Source organism: Spirosoma fluminis, from assembly GCF_054778895.1.
In genome coordinates, this window is the sequence record NZ_BAAGZD010000002.1 from 304,980 (window position 1) to 322,574 (window position 17,595).

Annotated in this window: 16 protein-coding genes; 6 read left to right on the forward strand and 10 right to left on the reverse strand. The window is 50.5% G+C overall.

The features are described from left to right. The first annotated feature begins 74 nt into the window (after positions 1 to 74). On the forward strand, positions 75 to 1,244 hold the full coding sequence (locus tag ACYVBJ_RS01755; protein ID WP_460980579.1) for an acyl-CoA dehydrogenase: 1,170 nt from the start codon (positions 75 to 77) through the stop codon (positions 1,242 to 1,244). A 168-nt stretch (positions 1,245 to 1,412) separates the two neighbouring features. Beyond that, complete coding sequence (locus tag ACYVBJ_RS01760) at positions 1,413 to 2,339, forward strand: helix-turn-helix domain-containing protein (RefSeq protein WP_460980580.1); 927 nt, start codon at positions 1,413 to 1,415, stop codon at positions 2,337 to 2,339. 28 nt (positions 2,340 to 2,367) lie between these two features. Here the strand turns inward: ACYVBJ_RS01760 and ACYVBJ_RS01765 are convergent, their stop codons facing one another. From ACYVBJ_RS01765 to ACYVBJ_RS01785, 5 genes are all read right to left on the reverse strand, one after another. After that, the gene (locus ACYVBJ_RS01765; RefSeq protein WP_460980581.1) at positions 2,368 to 2,805 is read right to left on the reverse strand and encodes an energy transducer TonB; all 438 of its coding nucleotides are present in this window, start codon (positions 2,803 to 2,805) and stop codon (positions 2,368 to 2,370) included. 2 nt (positions 2,806 to 2,807) lie between these two features. Then, a complete protein-coding gene (locus tag ACYVBJ_RS01770) occupies positions 2,808 to 3,506 on the reverse strand; it encodes a phosphoglycerol geranylgeranyltransferase (RefSeq protein ID WP_460980582.1) in 699 nt (232 codons plus the stop codon). 28 nt (positions 3,507 to 3,534) lie between these two features. After that, complete coding sequence (locus ACYVBJ_RS01775) at positions 3,535 to 4,074, reverse strand: hypothetical protein (RefSeq protein WP_460980583.1); 540 nt, start codon at positions 4,072 to 4,074, stop codon at positions 3,535 to 3,537. A gap of 54 nt (positions 4,075 to 4,128) precedes the next feature. Next, positions 4,129 to 4,581, reverse strand: coding sequence for a phage holin family protein (locus tag ACYVBJ_RS01780; protein ID WP_460980584.1), 453 nt, complete (start codon positions 4,579 to 4,581; stop codon positions 4,129 to 4,131). 295 nt (positions 4,582 to 4,876) lie between these two features. Continuing rightward, positions 4,877 to 5,263: a TraR/DksA family transcriptional regulator gene (locus ACYVBJ_RS01785; protein ID WP_460976704.1), complete on the reverse strand. Its 387-nt coding sequence runs from the start codon at positions 5,261 to 5,263 to the stop codon at positions 4,877 to 4,879. 341 nt (positions 5,264 to 5,604) lie between these two features. Between ACYVBJ_RS01785 and ACYVBJ_RS01790 the strand changes: the two genes are divergently transcribed. Beyond that, entirely contained in the window at positions 5,605 to 6,879 is a 1,275-nt protein-coding gene (locus ACYVBJ_RS01790; RefSeq protein WP_460980585.1) for a Glu/Leu/Phe/Val family dehydrogenase, read from the forward strand. Between the two features lie 125 nt (positions 6,880 to 7,004). After that, positions 7,005 to 7,667 carry a phosphatidylserine decarboxylase family protein gene (locus ACYVBJ_RS01795; RefSeq protein WP_460976702.1) on the forward strand — a complete coding sequence of 221 codons (663 nt, stop codon included), beginning with the start codon at positions 7,005 to 7,007 and terminating at the stop codon, positions 7,665 to 7,667. A gap of 35 nt (positions 7,668 to 7,702) precedes the next feature. On the opposite strand, the gene ACYVBJ_RS01800 is transcribed toward ACYVBJ_RS01795, so the two are convergent. Continuing rightward, entirely contained in the window at positions 7,703 to 8,503 is an 801-nt protein-coding gene (locus tag ACYVBJ_RS01800) for an SMP-30/gluconolactonase/LRE family protein (RefSeq protein ID WP_460980586.1), read from the reverse strand. 209 nt (positions 8,504 to 8,712) lie between these two features. On the opposite strand from ACYVBJ_RS01800, the gene ACYVBJ_RS01805 reads away from it, so the two are divergent. Then, positions 8,713 to 10,380 (forward strand): GMC family oxidoreductase, encoded by a 1,668-nt coding sequence (locus tag ACYVBJ_RS01805; RefSeq protein ID WP_460980587.1) that lies wholly within the window; start codon positions 8,713 to 8,715, stop codon positions 10,378 to 10,380. A gap of 18 nt (positions 10,381 to 10,398) precedes the next feature. Here ACYVBJ_RS01805 and ACYVBJ_RS01810 read toward each other — a convergent pair whose 3' ends face one another. From ACYVBJ_RS01810 to ACYVBJ_RS01825, 4 genes are all read right to left on the reverse strand, one after another. Further along, positions 10,399 to 11,493 carry an alginate O-acetyltransferase AlgX-related protein gene (locus tag ACYVBJ_RS01810; RefSeq protein WP_460980588.1) on the reverse strand — a complete coding sequence of 365 codons (1,095 nt, stop codon included), beginning with the start codon at positions 11,491 to 11,493 and terminating at the stop codon, positions 10,399 to 10,401. A 35-nt stretch (positions 11,494 to 11,528) separates the two neighbouring features. Further along, on the reverse strand, positions 11,529 to 12,971 hold the full coding sequence (locus ACYVBJ_RS01815; RefSeq protein ID WP_460980589.1) for an MBOAT family O-acyltransferase: 1,443 nt from the start codon (positions 12,969 to 12,971) through the stop codon (positions 11,529 to 11,531). Between the two features lie 113 nt (positions 12,972 to 13,084). After that, a complete protein-coding gene (locus ACYVBJ_RS01820) occupies positions 13,085 to 13,696 on the reverse strand; it encodes a hypothetical protein (RefSeq protein WP_460980590.1) in 612 nt (203 codons plus the stop codon). A gap of 41 nt (positions 13,697 to 13,737) precedes the next feature. Further along, complete coding sequence (locus tag ACYVBJ_RS01825; protein ID WP_460980591.1) at positions 13,738 to 14,367, reverse strand: MgtC/SapB family protein; 630 nt, start codon at positions 14,365 to 14,367, stop codon at positions 13,738 to 13,740. Between the two features lie 163 nt (positions 14,368 to 14,530). Here ACYVBJ_RS01825 and uvrA point away from each other — a divergent pair, with 163 nt between their 5' ends. Further along, positions 14,531 to 17,434, forward strand: coding sequence for an excinuclease ABC subunit UvrA (uvrA, locus tag ACYVBJ_RS01830; protein WP_460980592.1), 2,904 nt, complete (start codon positions 14,531 to 14,533; stop codon positions 17,432 to 17,434). The last annotated feature ends 161 nt before the right edge of the window (positions 17,435 to 17,595 follow it).

The window sequence follows — 17,595 nt, forward strand, 5'->3', positions numbered from 1 at the left end:
ATACTATTAGGCAGTTTCTTCGTATATTTACCCCATTCACAACAAACGTTAAAACTGACTAATCAACCAATTCAATGGCAACGGCAACGCTGGAGTTACAGGGATTGAATTTTAATTTATCGGAGGAACACCTCGCCGTACAGGAAGCGGCCCGCGATTTTGCACAGAATGAACTGCTGCCGGGTGTTATCGAGCGCGACAACGAAGCTCGTTTCCCAGCCGAGCAGGTAAAGCGCATGGGCGAACTGGGTTTCATGGGCATGATGGTGGCGCCCGAATACGGCGGTGGCGGCATGGATACCGTCTCCTACGTACTGGCCATGGAAGAAATTTCCAAAGTTGATGCGTCCGCTTCGGTGATCATGTCCGTCAATAATTCGCTCGTCTGTTACGGGCTTCAACAATACGGCACCGAAGAGCAAAAGCAGAAGTACCTGACCAGGCTCGCTGCGGGCGAAGTAATCGGCGCGTTTTGTTTGTCGGAACCCGAAGCAGGCTCCGATGCGACATCCCAGGCCACTACCGCCGACGACAAGGGCGATTACTACCTGCTGAACGGCACAAAAAACTGGATTACCAACGGAAATTCGTCGAGCATCTGCTTAGTGATTGCGCAAACAGACCGCGAAAAAAAGCACCACGGTATCAACTGTCTGATCGTTGAAAAAGGTTTGCCTGGATTCGTGGTTGGCAAGAAAGAAGATAAAATGGGCATTCGGGCTTCGGACACCCATTCGCTGCTGTTTACCGATGTTCAGGTACCTAAAGAGAATCGGATCGGCGAAGATGGGTTCGGGTTCAAGTTTGCGATGACCACACTCAACGGCGGACGTATCGGTATTGCCGCTCAGGCTCTGGGCATTGCCGCCGGGGCCTATGAACTGGCCTTAACATACAGCTTGGAACGCAAATCATTCGGCAAGCAAATCTTTGATCACCAGGCCATTCAGTTTAAGTTAGCCGAGATGGCAACCAAAATTGAAGCGGCCCGGCTGCTGGTGTATAAGGCGGCCCGGTTGAAGGACGAACACAAAGATTATGTGCAGGCTGCGGCTATGGCGAAGCTGTATGCTTCTGAAGTAGCCATGTGGGTAACCACCGAAGCCGTTCAGGTTCATGGCGGTTATGGGTACGTAAAAGAGTTCCACGTAGAGCGGCTAATGCGGGATGCTAAAATCACCCAGATCTATGAAGGTACGTCGGAAATACAAAAATTAGTGATCGCCCGCGAGCTTATTCGGTGAGCTTTTTCTAAAGAAAATAGAATTATTTTGCACTCTGAGCCCGTTTCTTTATTGAGAACGGGCTTTTTATTTATTATTCGGAAACTTTTCTACTTGTATTAGTTTTGTACAAATTATTAGATTTGTGCAAATTTGAGTGCAAATCCGGTTAGAACGCACCCTTCAGCTATGGAAGACTATAATAAAATTATCGAATCGCTGGGCGTTAAGTTCATTAAAGCCCGTAATATTCGTATTCTACAGCCCATCACTATCAAGAATTTCTACGATGTTGAGAATACATTACTCATCTTATATAATGGGGAAGTATCAATCGGTGATGAGAAAGTGAGCGTGGATGTTGGCGATATGTTGTTTATCCCCGGCGGAAAACATGTTACCGTTACGTATGGCGACCCATCGAACGCTAAGGTCGTGTCGAACGAAGAGTTTATGACGCACCGCGAATCATATTGGGAAGGTAACCACGATCCCCGGCTGATCGGCCATTTGCCCAACTCGTTCGGCTATGTGTCGTTCGAAGCTAAAGTCTTTGATTCGGTCAATTTCTTTAATTCGCTCGACGTACCTCCGTTTATCATTAAACGCGAAGACCATCTGGCGAATACGATCGATCAGATTTTGGCCGAGGACATGACGGATCTGGCGGGTAAGGGACGGATCATTAAGATCAAGACCGATGAAATTGTGATTGAGGTAGTTCGCTACATCCTCAAGAATCGTTTGTTCGTTGAGCAGTTAGTTACGAACAGTACGTATTTCAAAGACCCACGCCTGATCGATATTTTTGCTTACATCAAAGAGAATCTGGGTGGTGATCTGTCGAACAAGGTGCTGGCGAACGTAGCAAACGTATCGGAAGACTATGTTGGGCAGTATTTCAAAATGCTGACGGGTATTAATCCGCAGGATTACATCGAATACCAGCGTATGGAGGCTGCCGTAGGCTTATTACGTACCAGTAAGAAGAGCATCCGGGCCATCGGGGCTGAGGTTGGCTATAAAGACACGGCTTACTTCTGCCGACGGTTCAAAATGATGTTTGGCATTCCGGCCGGTAAGATGCGCCGTCGTGAATCCCTGATGAACGTATAAAAAAAGCCCGGAACGCTCCGGGCTTTTTTTATTGTAAATTTACTTCAATCGGTAATGTATAGAATACCGATACCGGACGGCCATCCACTTCGCCGGGCCGCCAGCGTGGCATCTTCTCGATAGCGGCAATAATCCCTGTCATGTATTCCTGCATGCCCTTGCGCGTCTCTTTTTCGAGGGGCTTTGTGGTAATTCGCACATCGCGCACGTTCCCGAACCGGTCGACAATAAACTTCGCGGCTACCTGGCCCGTGCTGTAATTCTTACGAATCAGCGAGTTCGGAAACTTTATGTTTTGGGCTAGATACCGACTCAGGGCCGCTTTCCCGCCTGGGAATTCCGGTTGCTGCTCAACTGTCGTGTATACCATCTCGGGCTTTGAATCTGACTGCGCAACGGTATTGGTTGTTGAGACTAAAAAGAGCGCGGTGGTAAGCCACAGCAGAATAACAGCAATGTGTTTCATGGTTAAGCTTGTACGGCCGATTGATTAAATTCACGCACTACGGTTGACAATTCCGGCAGTAAATCCGGGTTCTGTTCTATACCGTTTCCAACAACAATCAGATCAGCCCCGGCCCGCAAGGCCTGATACGCCTTCTCGCCCGAATTGATGCCTCCGCCTACGATGATAGGCGTATCTACTACCGCCCGGACGGCGGCAATCATCTCCGGCGCAACGGGCCACCGGGCTCCGCTACCCGCATCGAGGTACATGAGTTGTAAGCCAAGCATTTCACCCGCCATTGCGGTGCATGCGGCTACGCTGGGCTTGTCGTGAGGAAGCGGCATTGTACCACTAACGTACGAAACGGTCGTTTGCGTACCACTATCGACGACCATATAGCCCGTCGGCAGGATTTCCAACCCACTTTTTTTAAGCAACGGAGCAGCAATCACGTGTTGGCCAATCAAAAATTCGGGGTTACGTCCCGAAATCAGCGAGAGCAGAAAGATAGCATCGGCCGAGGACTCAATGTGTAGGGGATTGCCCGGAAACAAGATAATCGGTGTTGACGAATGCTGACGGATGGTAGCAATTACCTCTTTGTGGCTATAATCAGTCACTAAACTGCCACCCACCAGAAAAAAGTCGATCGGATAGGCTGCTGTCCGGTTTAGCATGTTTATAAGCACATCTTGCTCGACCTTATCGGGATCGAGCAAGATGCCAAGCGCTTTTTTGCCGGATGATCTATGATTCCGAAGTGTAACTAACAGGCTGGGTTGGAGCCTTCTCGTGGTACTTTGTTGGATCGGCGGCTGGGTTGATGGCATTATTCTGACGGATGCGGGCTAGAAAGCCAGCTAGCTGCTCGCGGGCGATGTTGGTTAGCACTGACGTGACCAAACCACCGATCAGACCGCTTGCGGCTGCTGATTTCTGCGTTTTCTTGGCTTGCTGTTTTACGGCCTTATGAGTTGGCGGCTGAGCCTGAGCGTACGATTCGTCATCGTCCTCTTCGTCGTCGTCATCCTCATACTCGTCTTCGTCGCGTTCGCCGTATTTCTCGGCGTAACGATACTCATCGGATTTGGGCAGAATCGCATTAACAACCAAATATACGGCTAAAGCGGCACCCGCAACAAACGCAGCGGTTTTACCTAACTCCGTTGCATCACCCTTCATGGAGTCAACACCATCTGTGATTGAACTTTTGAAGCGCTCAGTGGCGGCCATAAGTTGAGCCCGTCGAGCTGTTGTGTCAGCGAATGGTACTTTAGGGTCTTCCATAAACTATGTATTGGCTAGGTGAGAAATCTGATGTAAAATGTAGTGAAGCAATAATCAATACGTTTTAGGCGTAGTCGGCCCCTGCTCCACGTAGCGTCCGCTTTCGTTCAGCGATGTTCGGGTCTGTGCCATCAATTCTTGTACGGCCTCTGACTTTTCTTCTTTTTTCTTTTCCTGACTTTTCTTGATGGCGTTATAAGCCGCCACCCGAATTTTTGATTTAAAGAAATCTTTTCCCGCAACCCAGATCAACGTCATGACCAGAAAAAAGCTAGCCACGATTAAGAATCCCAGATACCGGCTGTCGGTTACCTCGTTCAGATAAGCAGCCAGTAGACTGAATACGAATATAGTGGTCATGGTTGCCAGCAGCGCGAGTACGATCCCGTGAATCCCAACAACGACACCTTCTTCTACTTTCCCGCGAGTTTCCAGCGTAAACAGCTCGATGCGGGCTTCCAGGTAGCGGAATATATTCTCCCGAATTTCTTCCAAGCGTTCCAGCATGATTGTATTTGTTTATATTTACTATGGTGTATTTACAAAAAAGCGCCCAATTTGTTTTAAAAACATAGCCTATCGCTCCTGACGGCTAAAAAGCTTTTATTTAACGTATTACTCCTATATATAAGCGGAACACAGAGCAACTGGTCTTAAACATGGGGTTGGTAACGATTACTATATGGGTTGAAAATCCGGAACAAGTTTGTAGAAAAAACGCTCGTTTGAGAGCACACAAAAAGCCCACAGATCCAATGATCTAGTCATTGGCCCTGTGGGCTTTGGTAAACTTGTAGTGCGGCTACTTGGACTGCCGAAGTTTGGCTTCGATCGTTTGCTGAGTATGCGGCACAGCGCGAAGGCGCTCTTTAGGAATCAGCTTACCCGTGTCCTTGCAAATGCCATACGTACCGTTTTTGATTCGGACCATAGCAGCGTCTAACTGCTGAATAAACTTTTGCAGTCGGGCAGCCAGCTGACTTAAATTTTCGCGTTCGCTGGTATCAGCGCCGTCTTCGAGAAGCTTCGAGTTACCCGATGTATTATCAGTGCCGCTGTCGTTACGTTTACTAAGAGTTTCCTTTATGTAGTTCAACTCGCTGCGGGTCGCTTCGAGCTTCTGACTGATCAGTTCTTGAAACTCTTTCAGGTCTTCTTCTGAATATCTCTTTTTCTCTTCCTGGACCATAGCAAGTGATCAATTTGATGGGTGTATGATATTAACCACAAAATTAATGGTTTGTAAGCGGCTTTTCAATGGCTCAAGACACTATAGCTGGTATTAATCCCTATTTTGTAGAAAATCTAGCGAACCGTACTCTTACACTTATGCAAATTATTATTCTGATATAGTGGCTAATCGGAGCCAAGAATTTGGTTTAATATCGTCTAGGTAACACTTTCTCTTGCCTAATTAATTTATACTAATCATAGAAAAAATATACTTTTGGTAATGTTATTCTTCATTTATTAAGTTTGCGGGACACTTCATTCGCAAATTTGTTTTATAGCTAAGCGTTAATTATAGCCATGGCATATATTGAACCAGCTCCCATAAAAGATAAAGAAAATCCGCTTGAATCGATGATGTCTCGTTTCGATGCGGCTGCTCGTTTGTTAGGTATTTCTGACGAAATGTATGACATCCTGAAAGTACCCGCCCGGCAGGTAATTGTTGGCTTGCCCGTTACAATGGACAATGGGACCATCAAGGTTTTTGAAGGATATCGCGTTATTCACTCTAATATTCTTGGACCAGCCAAAGGCGGGATTCGACTCGATCCGGCTGTTAACCTCGACGAGGTGCGGGCTTTAGCAGCCTGGATGACCTGGAAGTGTGCCGTTGTGGATATCCCCTACGGAGGAGCTAAAGGGGGTATCGCCTGTAACCCGCGGGAGATGTCGGCGGGAGAAATTGAGCGGCTGATCCGCCAGTATACCGTTGCCATGCTCGACGTAATCGGTCCCGATCGGGATATTCCGGCACCGGATATGGGAACAGGCCCCCGTGAAATGGCCTGGATCGTCGATGAATACTCAAAAGCAAAGGGCATGACTGTTAACAACGTCGTTACCGGTAAACCGCTCGTATTGGGTGGTTCGCTGGGCCGTACCGAAGCTACCGGTCGTGGGGTTACGGTTGCGGCTTTGGCCGCGATGGACAAGCTGCGGATGAATCCGTACCGGGCCACAGCCGCCGTGCAGGGATTTGGTAACGTAGGCTCATTTGCGGCCGAGTTGCTGCATGAGCGCGGGGTGACGGTTGTTGCCGTCAGCGATATTTCGGGAGGGTACTACAATGCGGCCGGCATTGACATCACAGCCGCGGTTAATTATCGGAACGCCAATAAAGGCACTTTAGAGGGCTTCAGTGGCGCGGAGAAAATATCCAACGAAGAATTATTGTCCCTGCCGGTTGACGTATTAGTGCCAGCGGCCAAAGAAGACGTAATTACGGATGATAACGCGGGTTCGATCCAGGCTAAAATGATTGTGGAAGGTGCAAACGGCCCCACTTCGGCCAGCGCCGACGAAATCATCAACAGCAAAGGCATTCTGGTTGTGCCTGATATTCTGGCGAATGCGGGCGGAGTTACCGTATCATACTTCGAGTGGGTGCAGAACCGGATCGGGTATAAATGGACACTCGACCGGATTAACCGCCGTGCCGACCGCGTCATGAAGGATGCCTTCGACCGCGTATTCGAGACCTCACAGAAGTATCAGGTACCGATGCGTCTGGCGGCTTATATTGTGGCAATCGACAAAGTTGCCAGTACCTATAAGTTCCGGGGTGGCTATTAATTGATTTAATTTGCGGAACGGCTCAGGACAGGCGACGCTTTATCAGTTTTGTCTCCAACTTGCGAAAGGCATCCCCTTTGAGGGCTCGTTTCGTAAATCATACCACATAAATCATTACTTATTACATGCGCTTACACCGCGAAGGATACACCATAATGCTTACTACAGGGCTGATCTTAGTAGCCCTGGATCTGCTGGCTTATTACTTTCTGTTTTCCGATAATCCAACGGCCCTGGTCATACTGCTGATCGCCAGCCTGATTTTTTTCGGGCTGATTGTGCAGTTTTTTCGGGTACCCAGCCGCCAGTTGACCATGGGGGAATCTCAGGTGATTGCCCCGGCTGATGGTACAATCGTCGTGATTGAAGAAGCAGAAGAAGGTGAGTACTTCAAGGCGCGTCGTCGGCAAATATCGATTTTCATGTCACCGCTGAACGTGCACGTCAATCGAAATCCGGTGTCGGGTATTGTACGCTACTTTAAATATTACCCGGGCAAATACCTGGTTGCCTGGCATCCAAAGTCAAGCACCGAAAACGAGCGGACAACGGTCGTTATTCAATCGGCGAACGGAATTGAAGTCTTGCTGCGTCAGATTGCCGGGGCTGTAGCGCGCCGGATCGTCTGGTACGTGAAAGAAGGGCAGCCCGTTGAACAGGGATCCGAGTTGGGATTTATCAAATTCGGTTCCCGGGTCGATCTGTTTCTGCCCCTGGATGCTGACATCAAAGTAAATATTGGTGATCGGACCAAAGGGGGCGTAACGGTGCTGGCCGAACTGAAATAACCCGCGCCGTTACGTCTGCCTCTTTTAACGGGCACTTATAAGCGAACGCTTAATAAGTGCCCGTTTTCCGTTTCGGTCACAACAAGTCCCAACTCGCCGGAAGGATCGAATACGCAGTTCGATGGATTACGGCCCGGTAAAGGTATGTCCCTGAGTAACGTACCTTCGTCGGAAAAAACGTTAATCACGCCAGCGCCAAAAACCGCTACGTAGAGATTCCCGTCGGGGCCAGCCGCCATACCATCCGGACCCGGAATAGGAGCGTCGGCGGGTGCGTCAATTACGCTGGTCCACACCCGAATATTTTCCCAGCTTAAACTGATGGGGTCCCAGTAACCACACCAGATTCGCTGCCGATGCGTTTCGCTGATTAAGAGATTCTCTTTATACAACAATAAGCCATTTGGGTAAAACAACCCATCGGCAATAACTTCAATCAAACCGAATGGTGAATAAACCGCTACGTACCCCTGCTGACTGCCTTCGGGCGAGCCCGGACAGCTAAAAATCAGATTGTCGTGTTCATCAAAAATAAGATCGTTGGGCATACTGAGCGGCTGGCCGTTGACCATACTCACCATCGTTTCGATTTTTTCCGTTGTTACGTCCAGGCGACGAATCGAGTTATGCCCGGAGTCGCAGAACCAGATGTGATTTTTGTGAAATACTGAACCGTTTGGCCGCCCTCCGGTATGCACGCGCTTTGTTTTGCCGTCGGTACGTCGGCAAAACAAAGTTTCTCCTTCCTGCTCTACGCACCACAGGTTTCCGTCGGCATCGAAAGCCGGGCCCTCCGGAAAGCGTAATCCTGTTGCCAGTATACGTATGTCATTCATAACGTTGTCGCTGTTGAGTTACTAAGCCTTGTCAAAAAATGTGCCGGGCAAATATGAATAAAAAGGATAGCTGGCGCTTTTGTTTGCAAACAGGCTTAGTAAACGAAAAACCAATGGGTATGCTCCTGAAGATTTGAAAGAAATGATGCGCTAAAGGGCTTATTTTTAGGTATATTGTCTCATCTGACCGACTATAGTCAATCTGCAAAATGACCTTCGATTATATCATTGTAGGCGCTGGCTCCGCCGGATGTGTGCTGGCAAATCGCCTTTCGGAAGATCCGTCGACGTCTGTTCTGCTGCTGGAAGCCGGTGGGCCAGATAAAAAACTCGAAATTCACATTCCAGCGGCTTATACCAAGCTGCATGGATCGGCCGTTGACTGGGCATTCTGGACGGAGCCCCAGCGAGCCCTGAACGGTCGGCGGATGTACCAGCCACGGGGTAAAACGCTGGGCGGCTGCTCGTCTACCAATGCGATGGCCTACGTGCGCGGAAACCGGGCTGATTATGACGACTGGGCAGCACTCGGCAACACGGGCTGGAGTTATGAGGACGTATTACCGTATTTCATCCGCTCGGAGCGTAACGAGCAGTACGACCAGCTCGACCCGCGGTTCCACGGCCGGAATGGGCTTCTGAATGTTACGTATGCCACCCGTTTCCAGACGCCCTTAGCCAGCGCATTCATTGAGTCGTGTACGCAGTCGGGTATAGCCGAGAATCATGATTACAACGGAGCGAGTCAGGACGGAGCCGGTTTGTTTCAGTTCACGATTAAGAATGGTCGGCGACACAGTGCGGCCACGGCCTTTTTGAAACCAGCGCTGAACCGGCCAAACCTCACCGTCATTACATACGCGCACACAACGCGAATTCTGATTCAAAACGATAAGGCTATTGGTGTCGAGTTTATAACGGGGAAAAATCAAACCCAGCAAGCCCGAGCAGCCAAAGAGGTTATTCTTTCGGCGGGCGCGTTTCACTCACCGCAGTTGCTGATGTTATCGGGCATTGGCCCCGCCGATACGTTACGTTCAGCGGGCATTGCCGTAAAAAAAGACTTGCCGGGCGTTGGTCAGAACCTACAGGATCACGTATTCACGGGCGTAAGCAGTTTAAGCTCCCAACGGGCCGTCTCGGCTAATTTTCACCTGAAACCTCTTAATCAGCTAAGGGGACTAGCCCAGTTTTTTATCAACAGGAAGGGACCCATGACGATTAGTCCGCTCGAAGCTGTCGCTTTTCTTAACACCAATGGACCAGACGCGTCACTACCGCCTGATCGGATAAATATGCAATTTCATTTTGCGCCGGTTCATTTCGGCAACGACGGCAAAGCTGATTTTTATGACCTTTCCACGTATCCTCACACCGACGGCTACACGGTTTTACCGACGTTACTCAAACCTAAAAGTGTCGGTTATATCGGGCTACGATCTAACAACCCGCTCGATGCGCCAGTGATTCAACCAAATTATATGTCTGACGAAGCCGATCGCGCTGTACTCATCAGCGGTATTCGAAAAGCGATTGACGTCATGCAGGCAGATGCGTTCGGTCCATACAGTCAGGGAATCAATATGCCGGTCAGGTATGACTCAGACGATGCCATTTGGGAGCATATTACGGCTGTTCTGGAAACAGTGTACCATCCGGTGGGAACGTGCAAAATGGGGTCTGATGAAGGGGCTGTTGTCGATGCTGAGCTTCGCGTACGCGGTATCGAATCGCTACGCGTCATTGATGCCTCGATTATGCCAAGCATTGTATCGGGAAATACAAACGCTCCCGTGATGATGATTGCTGAAAAAGGAGCTGACCTTATCCTTGGGCGAACAATCCCCAAGGCGCTTACTCCGGCAAAGGCGGATTAGGTCGGGCACGGCAAATATTCAGAAAGTCGCCAGATAGCTAATGTTGCGTTCAACGACTTCGATAACAACCAGATCCGGCTTTTCGGCCTGCACTAAGGTCGTTGCCAGCTTATTGTCCCGCACAAAAAACGATTCCCGGAAATAACCCGGCAGGAGCTGCATCATACTGTGGCTGAACGAATCACCAATAAACAACAGTTTCTTCGTGCCCGGACCAACGTAACGGGTGGACGGGAAACCGAACGCCGGATTCGGTACCGTTTCTGTCTGGTTGGCCGTGCGAGCCGCGACGGGTTTTATAAAATAATAAACCGGGTCTTTCATGTCGTCCTGAACGGTCAGCATACGGACCAGATCGCCCCCAATGCCGCGCTGTTTTTCAACCTGAAAATCGCTTAAACGCATAGCCGGAATAGACGGCTCATCCCGCCGGATGTAGTTGATCAGGCGGGCGCAACCAACCAAAGTACCGTAATCATTCCAGTGCGTATCTGTCTGGTTGTATACGACATGATTACGCTTGGCGGCCCATAGCGTATCGCGTACGTCGATCAGCGGAAGCCCTTGCTGCACTACCGCCTTCTTCAACACGTCCAGCCGCGTCGGTTCCGAACTGACCTGCAACTGATCGGGCAGATGCTCCGGGTAGATGGTGTGCGAATCAGGCGCGATAAACACGTAGAGACGAATACCCTGACGCGCCAGTTCCTGCTGCCGCCGTTGCAGATGGTTCGCAATCGCGCGGGCGGAATCAGCCGAAAGCGGTTGCAGACCCCGGTGCTGATCCACGACGTTATTGTAGCTATTACCCAGATAAAACCATCCCTTCTTACCAACAACAACTTTTTCGGGCAGGGGCGACTCGCGCAGTACATAGAGTTTCCAGCGGCTGTAAGCGTAAAACAGGGCGTTACGCCACCCAAAATTCTCTTTGTAGTACTGATCGAACTGCTTAACAAAACTGCGTACGTGCGGAAAATTCAACGGGGGAACACCATTCATCTGCCGATTTTCGGTACTGCTGAACCGGGTCGATAGCCCCAACACCTGATCGAGCATTGGCAGCAGCAGCAGGAGCGCAAAAACGTAAGCAATGAGCTTTGACCGGAACATAACAGATCGCCGAACGGAGCGGCTTTGATAGCAGATTAAAATCTAAAATAGATAAATGGATTGTAGGTGTCGGCCGCCAGATACGCCACCGCCATCACAAATAGACCAACCAACCCCAGCACATAAGCCGCGTCCAGCGTAAACCGGGTCGGCGACGTAACGACGCGCGCCAGCAGCCGGTGCCAGAACGTTTGAAACTGGTGATAAACCGGAGTTGCAATGATACACCCAACCACCAGCGAGACAATAACTTCGGCGGACATAAAATATGACAGCGGATACGCTACCTGATCAGCTGCGGGTACCAGCCCCGCCATTTTTTGCAGATACGCCAGGGCTGACGTCAGGTCTTCGGCCCGGAAGAACACCCAACCGATCAGGACGACAAGCAAGGTATAGATATGCGCAATAGGCGGCCAGACGCGTTCGAGCCGTTTCCCTAACCCGGCCCGCTCGATGAGCAAAAACAGACCGTGGTAGAGTCCCCAGATGATGAAATTCCAGCTGGCACCGTGCCACAGCCCGGTCACAAAAAAGACAATCAGCAAGTTGCGATACGTTCGGGCTTTGCTGCCACGGTTGCCGCCGAGCGGAATGTACAGATAGTCGCGAAACCAGCTCGACAGCGAGATGTGCCAACGTCGCCAAAAGTCCTGTATCGAACGGGAAATGTAGGGGTAATTAAAGTTTTCTTTGAAGTCGAAACCAACCATCTTACCTAAGCCGATAGCCATATCAGAATAGCCCGAGAAGTCGAAATAGATTTGAAGGCTGTAGGCGACAATACCCAGCCAGGCGGTTGCCGTGGAATACGTGTTCGGTGAAGCGTTGAAGATGGTATCGGCCAGGCTAGCGAACGTATTAGCCAGCAAGACTTTTTTGGCCAGACCAAGAATAAACCGCTCCGCCCCTACTCCAAATTTTTCAATCGTAACGGTGCGGTCGGCCAGCTCAGGCGCGATGTCGGCATAGCGAACGATCGGGCCGGCAATCTGGTGCGGAAACATCGCTACGTAGGTTCCGTAATCTAAAAAGCTGCGATTGGCTTTGATACGTCCCCAGTAAATATCCAGCGTATACGAAATGCCCTGAAACGTATAAAAGCTAATCCCGATGGGTAGGGCAATCTGAGCCAGGGCCAGATTATCGGCTACCGGCAAGGTTAGCGCTTCGGCAAAGCCATGTACTGAGTCGACCAGGAAGTTAGTGTATTTATAGTAAAACAGCAGCGACAGACTGCCAACCAGCGAGAGCATCAGACCAGTCCGGCGTTGACCATTTTCGACCAGTCGACCAGCGATAAAATTGATCAGGGCGGATAGCAGCAGAACCAACACGACTGGACCTTCCCCCCAGGCGTAGAAGACCAGGCTCGCGCCGAACAGAAACGCATTCCGCCAGCGATGCGGGAGCAGGTAGTAAGCAATCAGGAAAACCGGCAGGTACAAAAACAAAAAAATGGCCGAACTGAACAGCATACGGACGGGTAATAAGTCAGGCCAAAGTTAGGGAAAAGCCCCGAAAGGAAGAGCGGGTAAGGCAGCAGATGACCATCTGCTGCCTTACCCGCTCACGAATAGACGACTTAGTATTAGAAAAAGGACAACCGGATGATGAATGGACTGCCGTAAATAGAACGCGCAATGTTGTTGTCGTTCAGGTTGTACAAGGCGGTCAGGTTAACGCCGAACCGCCGGGAAATTGGCTGCGAGTACGTCAGGCCGAGCAAAGGCGCGGTTAGACCAACACTTGCTTTTTGCCCCGACTGATCCTCTTTAACCTGAATCGTCGTGTTTTCAATTTCACCGTGCAGGTACAGATTCGGAATAATGGCCGGTAACGCTTCGTACATCACAAACCCGCGTCCGCCGTATTGATTATACGTGGTTGGCACGTAGTAGGGCAATTTATAACGAGTGTACGTATAGCTTCCACCGACACCAATCAGCATCCGTTCGGTAGCCTGATAGGCAACAACCGGCGATACTCCCAGGCTGAAGGGATTCCCAAACCGGAATCCGTTGATGCCGCCCCCGAACCGGAGCCGCTGGCCAAACGGCAATGGGCGACCCTCGGGCGTTTGCGTCCGCAGCGGGTCTTTACCCTGCTCCTGGCGATCTTCGGGGTCGGCGGTGAGCTGCCCGAATGCAACACTACTACTTAATAATGCTGTGATTAACAGCAACTTCTGAATATAATTCATGTTTGTTTAGACAAAATAGAAAATCAACACTAATAACGAAATCAGAACGTAAATTCTTTTACTTCGGGATCGTTGAGTAAACGTTTAATGCACTTTTCGTGGTTCCTTTCCGAGCCCTCGACCCGCCATTGGCCAATGATCTGGTCGCCGATACGTTGCTGTTGGTTGCGCGAGGGAGACAGCCCGCACTCTTCAAAAAACTCCTCGTACTGATCAAGCGTCTTATTCCGAAAGGCCGTTACGATCCTATAATCGCGCGTTTGATTGAGTCTCTGAATGCGTCGGGTAAGATTAGCCAGGATTAATAACGGACCGATAATGAACGCGAACCCGATCAGCGCGATGTCATAAAGACCACTTCCCAGACACATGCCCAGCGCCGATACCGCCCAAACGGTAGCCGCTGTTGTTAACCCTCGTACCCGGTTGTCTTCGCGCAGAATAATTCCCGCGCCCAGAAATCCGATGCCATTGACAATATTGGCGGCAATGCGGTCATCGGAGCTGCCGACCCGGCCTGATACAAGGGTAAATAAAGCCGACCCAACACAAATTAAGATCATCGTCCGAAATCCGGCCGCTTTACCATGATACTCCCGCTCCGCACCAATAACTCCGCCCATCATCAGCGCAGCAGTCAAACGAATGATATCACCCTGTGCAAACTCCATCGTTCTGAATACAGTATACGGCAGTACGTATGTACTCGTTGCAGCCGCAGGTAACGTATTGATTTTGGTAACTTCAGACCCTCAACGAGAATCACAGCCTGGAGAAACCATATTTCAAAATAAACCGTTAAAAATAAGATAGAGTTTACCCTACTTCAACCGAATGACTCAACCTGCGGAAACCGAACGCCGGAATGCCGAACAACCGCGTTCCGTTGACCACCTCGACCCCAAACAGTTTATAATTATCAAGGGGGCGAAAGTACATAATCTTAAAGGAATAGACGTTGCCATCCCTCGCAATCAGTTGGTTGTGTTAACGGGTCTGTCGGGCTCGGGCAAGTCATCCTTAGCCTTTGATACATTGTTTGCCGAAGGCCAGCGCATGTATGTCGAGAGCCTGAGCAGTTACGCCCGGCAGTTCTTAGGCCGGATGGAAAAGCCCGAAGTCGAATACATTAAGGGCGTTTCTCCGGCCATTGCCATCGAACAAAAAGTATCGACCCGAAATCCACGTTCAACGGTTGGAACGTCCACCGAAATTTACGATTATCTGAAGTTGCTCTTTGCCCGGGCGGGCGTAACCTACTCGCCTATTTCGGGTCAGGAAGTACGGCGGGATACGGTTACGGATGTTATCAACTACATCTTCTCGCATGAGGATAGCCAGCGGGTCATGATCATGACGCCCCTGCTGATTCACGCGGGGCGCACGCTCGATTATGAACTGAAAATACTGCTCCAGAAAGGCTACACACGTATTGTCGTCAACGGGCAGGTTCAGCAGATCGAAGAGTTGCTGGAGCAGGATCTGGCGGCCGTTAATGCCTTACCAAATCAGGGTGATCTGGAGTTGTTAGTAGACCGGGGTACGGTGATTCTGGACGCCGAAGGCAGCCCGGATGAAGATACCCAGTACCGCTTTTCGGATTCGGTGCAAACGGCTTTCAGCGAAGGCGATGGCACCTGCCGCGTCGACGTAGTGGGCAAAGAGTCGAGAGTGTTTTCCGACAAGTTTGAACTGGACGGAATTTCGTTCGAAGAGCCGAGCGTCAATCTGTTTACGTTCAATAATCCTTACGGAGCCTGCCGCCGTTGCGACGGTTTTGGAAAAGTGCTGGGTATCGACCCGGACCTGGTTATCCCCGACAAAAACTTATCGGTCTTTGAAGGAGCTATTATGCCCTGGCGGAGCGAAAAGATGAGCGAAGAGTTCTTGAAACCTTTGCTCAGAAACGGCATTCGCTTCGACTTCCCGATTCACCGGCCCTATAAAGAGTTAACACCCGCCGAACAGGAACTGCTCTGGACGGGCAATAAATACTTCGATGGGCTGAACGCCTTCTTCGCGTACGTAGAGAGTCAGACGTTCAAGGTGCAGTATCGGGTGATGCTGTCGCGCTATCGGGGTAAAACGACCTGTCCGGAATGCCGGGGCTCGCGCTTACGAAAAGACGCTGGTTACGTAAAAGTAGTGGGCAAGTCAATCACCGATCTGGTCCTGATGCCCCTAACGCAGGTGACGGCTTTTTTCCGCGATTTGCAACTGCCCGAACATCAGCATCAGGTTGCAAACCGCATTCTGATCGAAATCCGAAATCGACTCGATTATATGGAGCGCGTTGGCCTAGGCTACTTGACACTCAACCGCCTGACGAATACGTTGTCGGGTGGGGAGTACCAACGCATAAAACTTGCTACGTCGCTGGGTTCGGCGCTGGTCGGATCGATGTATATCCTCGATGAACCCAGTATTGGCCTGCATCCCCGCGACACGAAACGGCTGGTGAGCGTACTGGAATCGCTGCGCGACATGGGCAATACGGTTATTGTCGTCGAGCACGAGGAAGAAGTTATGCGGGCCGCTGATCAGCTGATTGATATTGGTCCGGATGCCGGTTCGTTAGGTGGTCACCTGGTGTTTCAGGGAACGTGGAAAGAAATTACGGAAGAAACCCGCCCTGATACCCTGTTGCCAGGGTTTATGCCTTCGCACACCCTCGATTTCCTGACGGGTCGTGAAACGGTACCCGTACCGACATTCCGGCGTAAGGCGACGAATTTTATTGAACTGAAAGGAGCCCGCGAAAACAACCTGAAAGACGTCGATGTGCGCATTCCGCTGAATACGTTGACGGTGGTAACGGGAGTTTCCGGTTCCGGTAAGAGTACGCTCATTCGGAAAGTGCTGTACCCGGCTCTGGTACGTCAGAAAGGCGATGCCGCCGAAGAAGCCGGTAAATACACCGAACTAACCGGTTCGCTCGACCGCATCCAGGCCGTCGAAATGATCGACCAGAACCCGATTGGCAAGTCGTCGCGCTCCAATCCGGTAACGTACATCAAAGCCTACGATTATCTCCGGCAAGTCATGGCCGATCAGCCCGTTGCCAAAGCGCGGGCGTATAAGCCCAGCCATTTCTCGTTCAACGTAGATGGCGGTCGCTGCGAAGTGTGCCAGGGCGAAGGCGAAGTGAAGATCGAGATGCAGTTCATGGCTGACATCTACCTGAAATGCGAAGGCTGTGGCGGCAAACGCTTCAAGCAGGAAGTGCTGGAGGTTACCTTGCAGGATAAAAACGTTTCGGATATCCTCGACATGACCGTCGACGAAGCCGTTGACTTTTTCCGCAAAGCCGACCCTAAAATGGCCGATAAACTTATCCCCCTACAGGATGTCGGTTTGGGCTATATCGGTTTAGGGCAGTCGGCCAATACGTTATCAGGTGGAGAAGCGCAACGGGTTAAACTCGCTTCGTTCCTGAGCAAGGGTAATCCAAACAAAGGCAGTACGTTGTTTATCTTCGACGAACCGACTACGGGATTGCACTTCCACGACATTCGTAAGCTGTTATCAGCTATTAACGCCTTAGTCGACCAGGGCGACTCCGTCCTGATTATTGAGCATAATATGGAAGTAATCAAGAGCGCTGACCACATCATTGACCTTGGTCCCGAAGGTGGCGACACCGGCGGCTACGTAACGTTTACGGGTACTCCGGAAGAGATGGTGAAGCTGCCTCAGGGCGAAAATTTCACGGCGGATTATCTGCGGGGAAAAGTGTAAATTACTCAGTATAGTTTGAATGAGAAGGTGGGTGGCAACATCCGCCTTTTTTGTTGATCGTCTTGCCCGGCTCAAGCTGGGCGAAGATGGCAAAAGTCAGCGACTCCGGGCCGATCCGCACCAGTAGATTACTTTATTCAGAATTAGGTCTACGTCGGAGA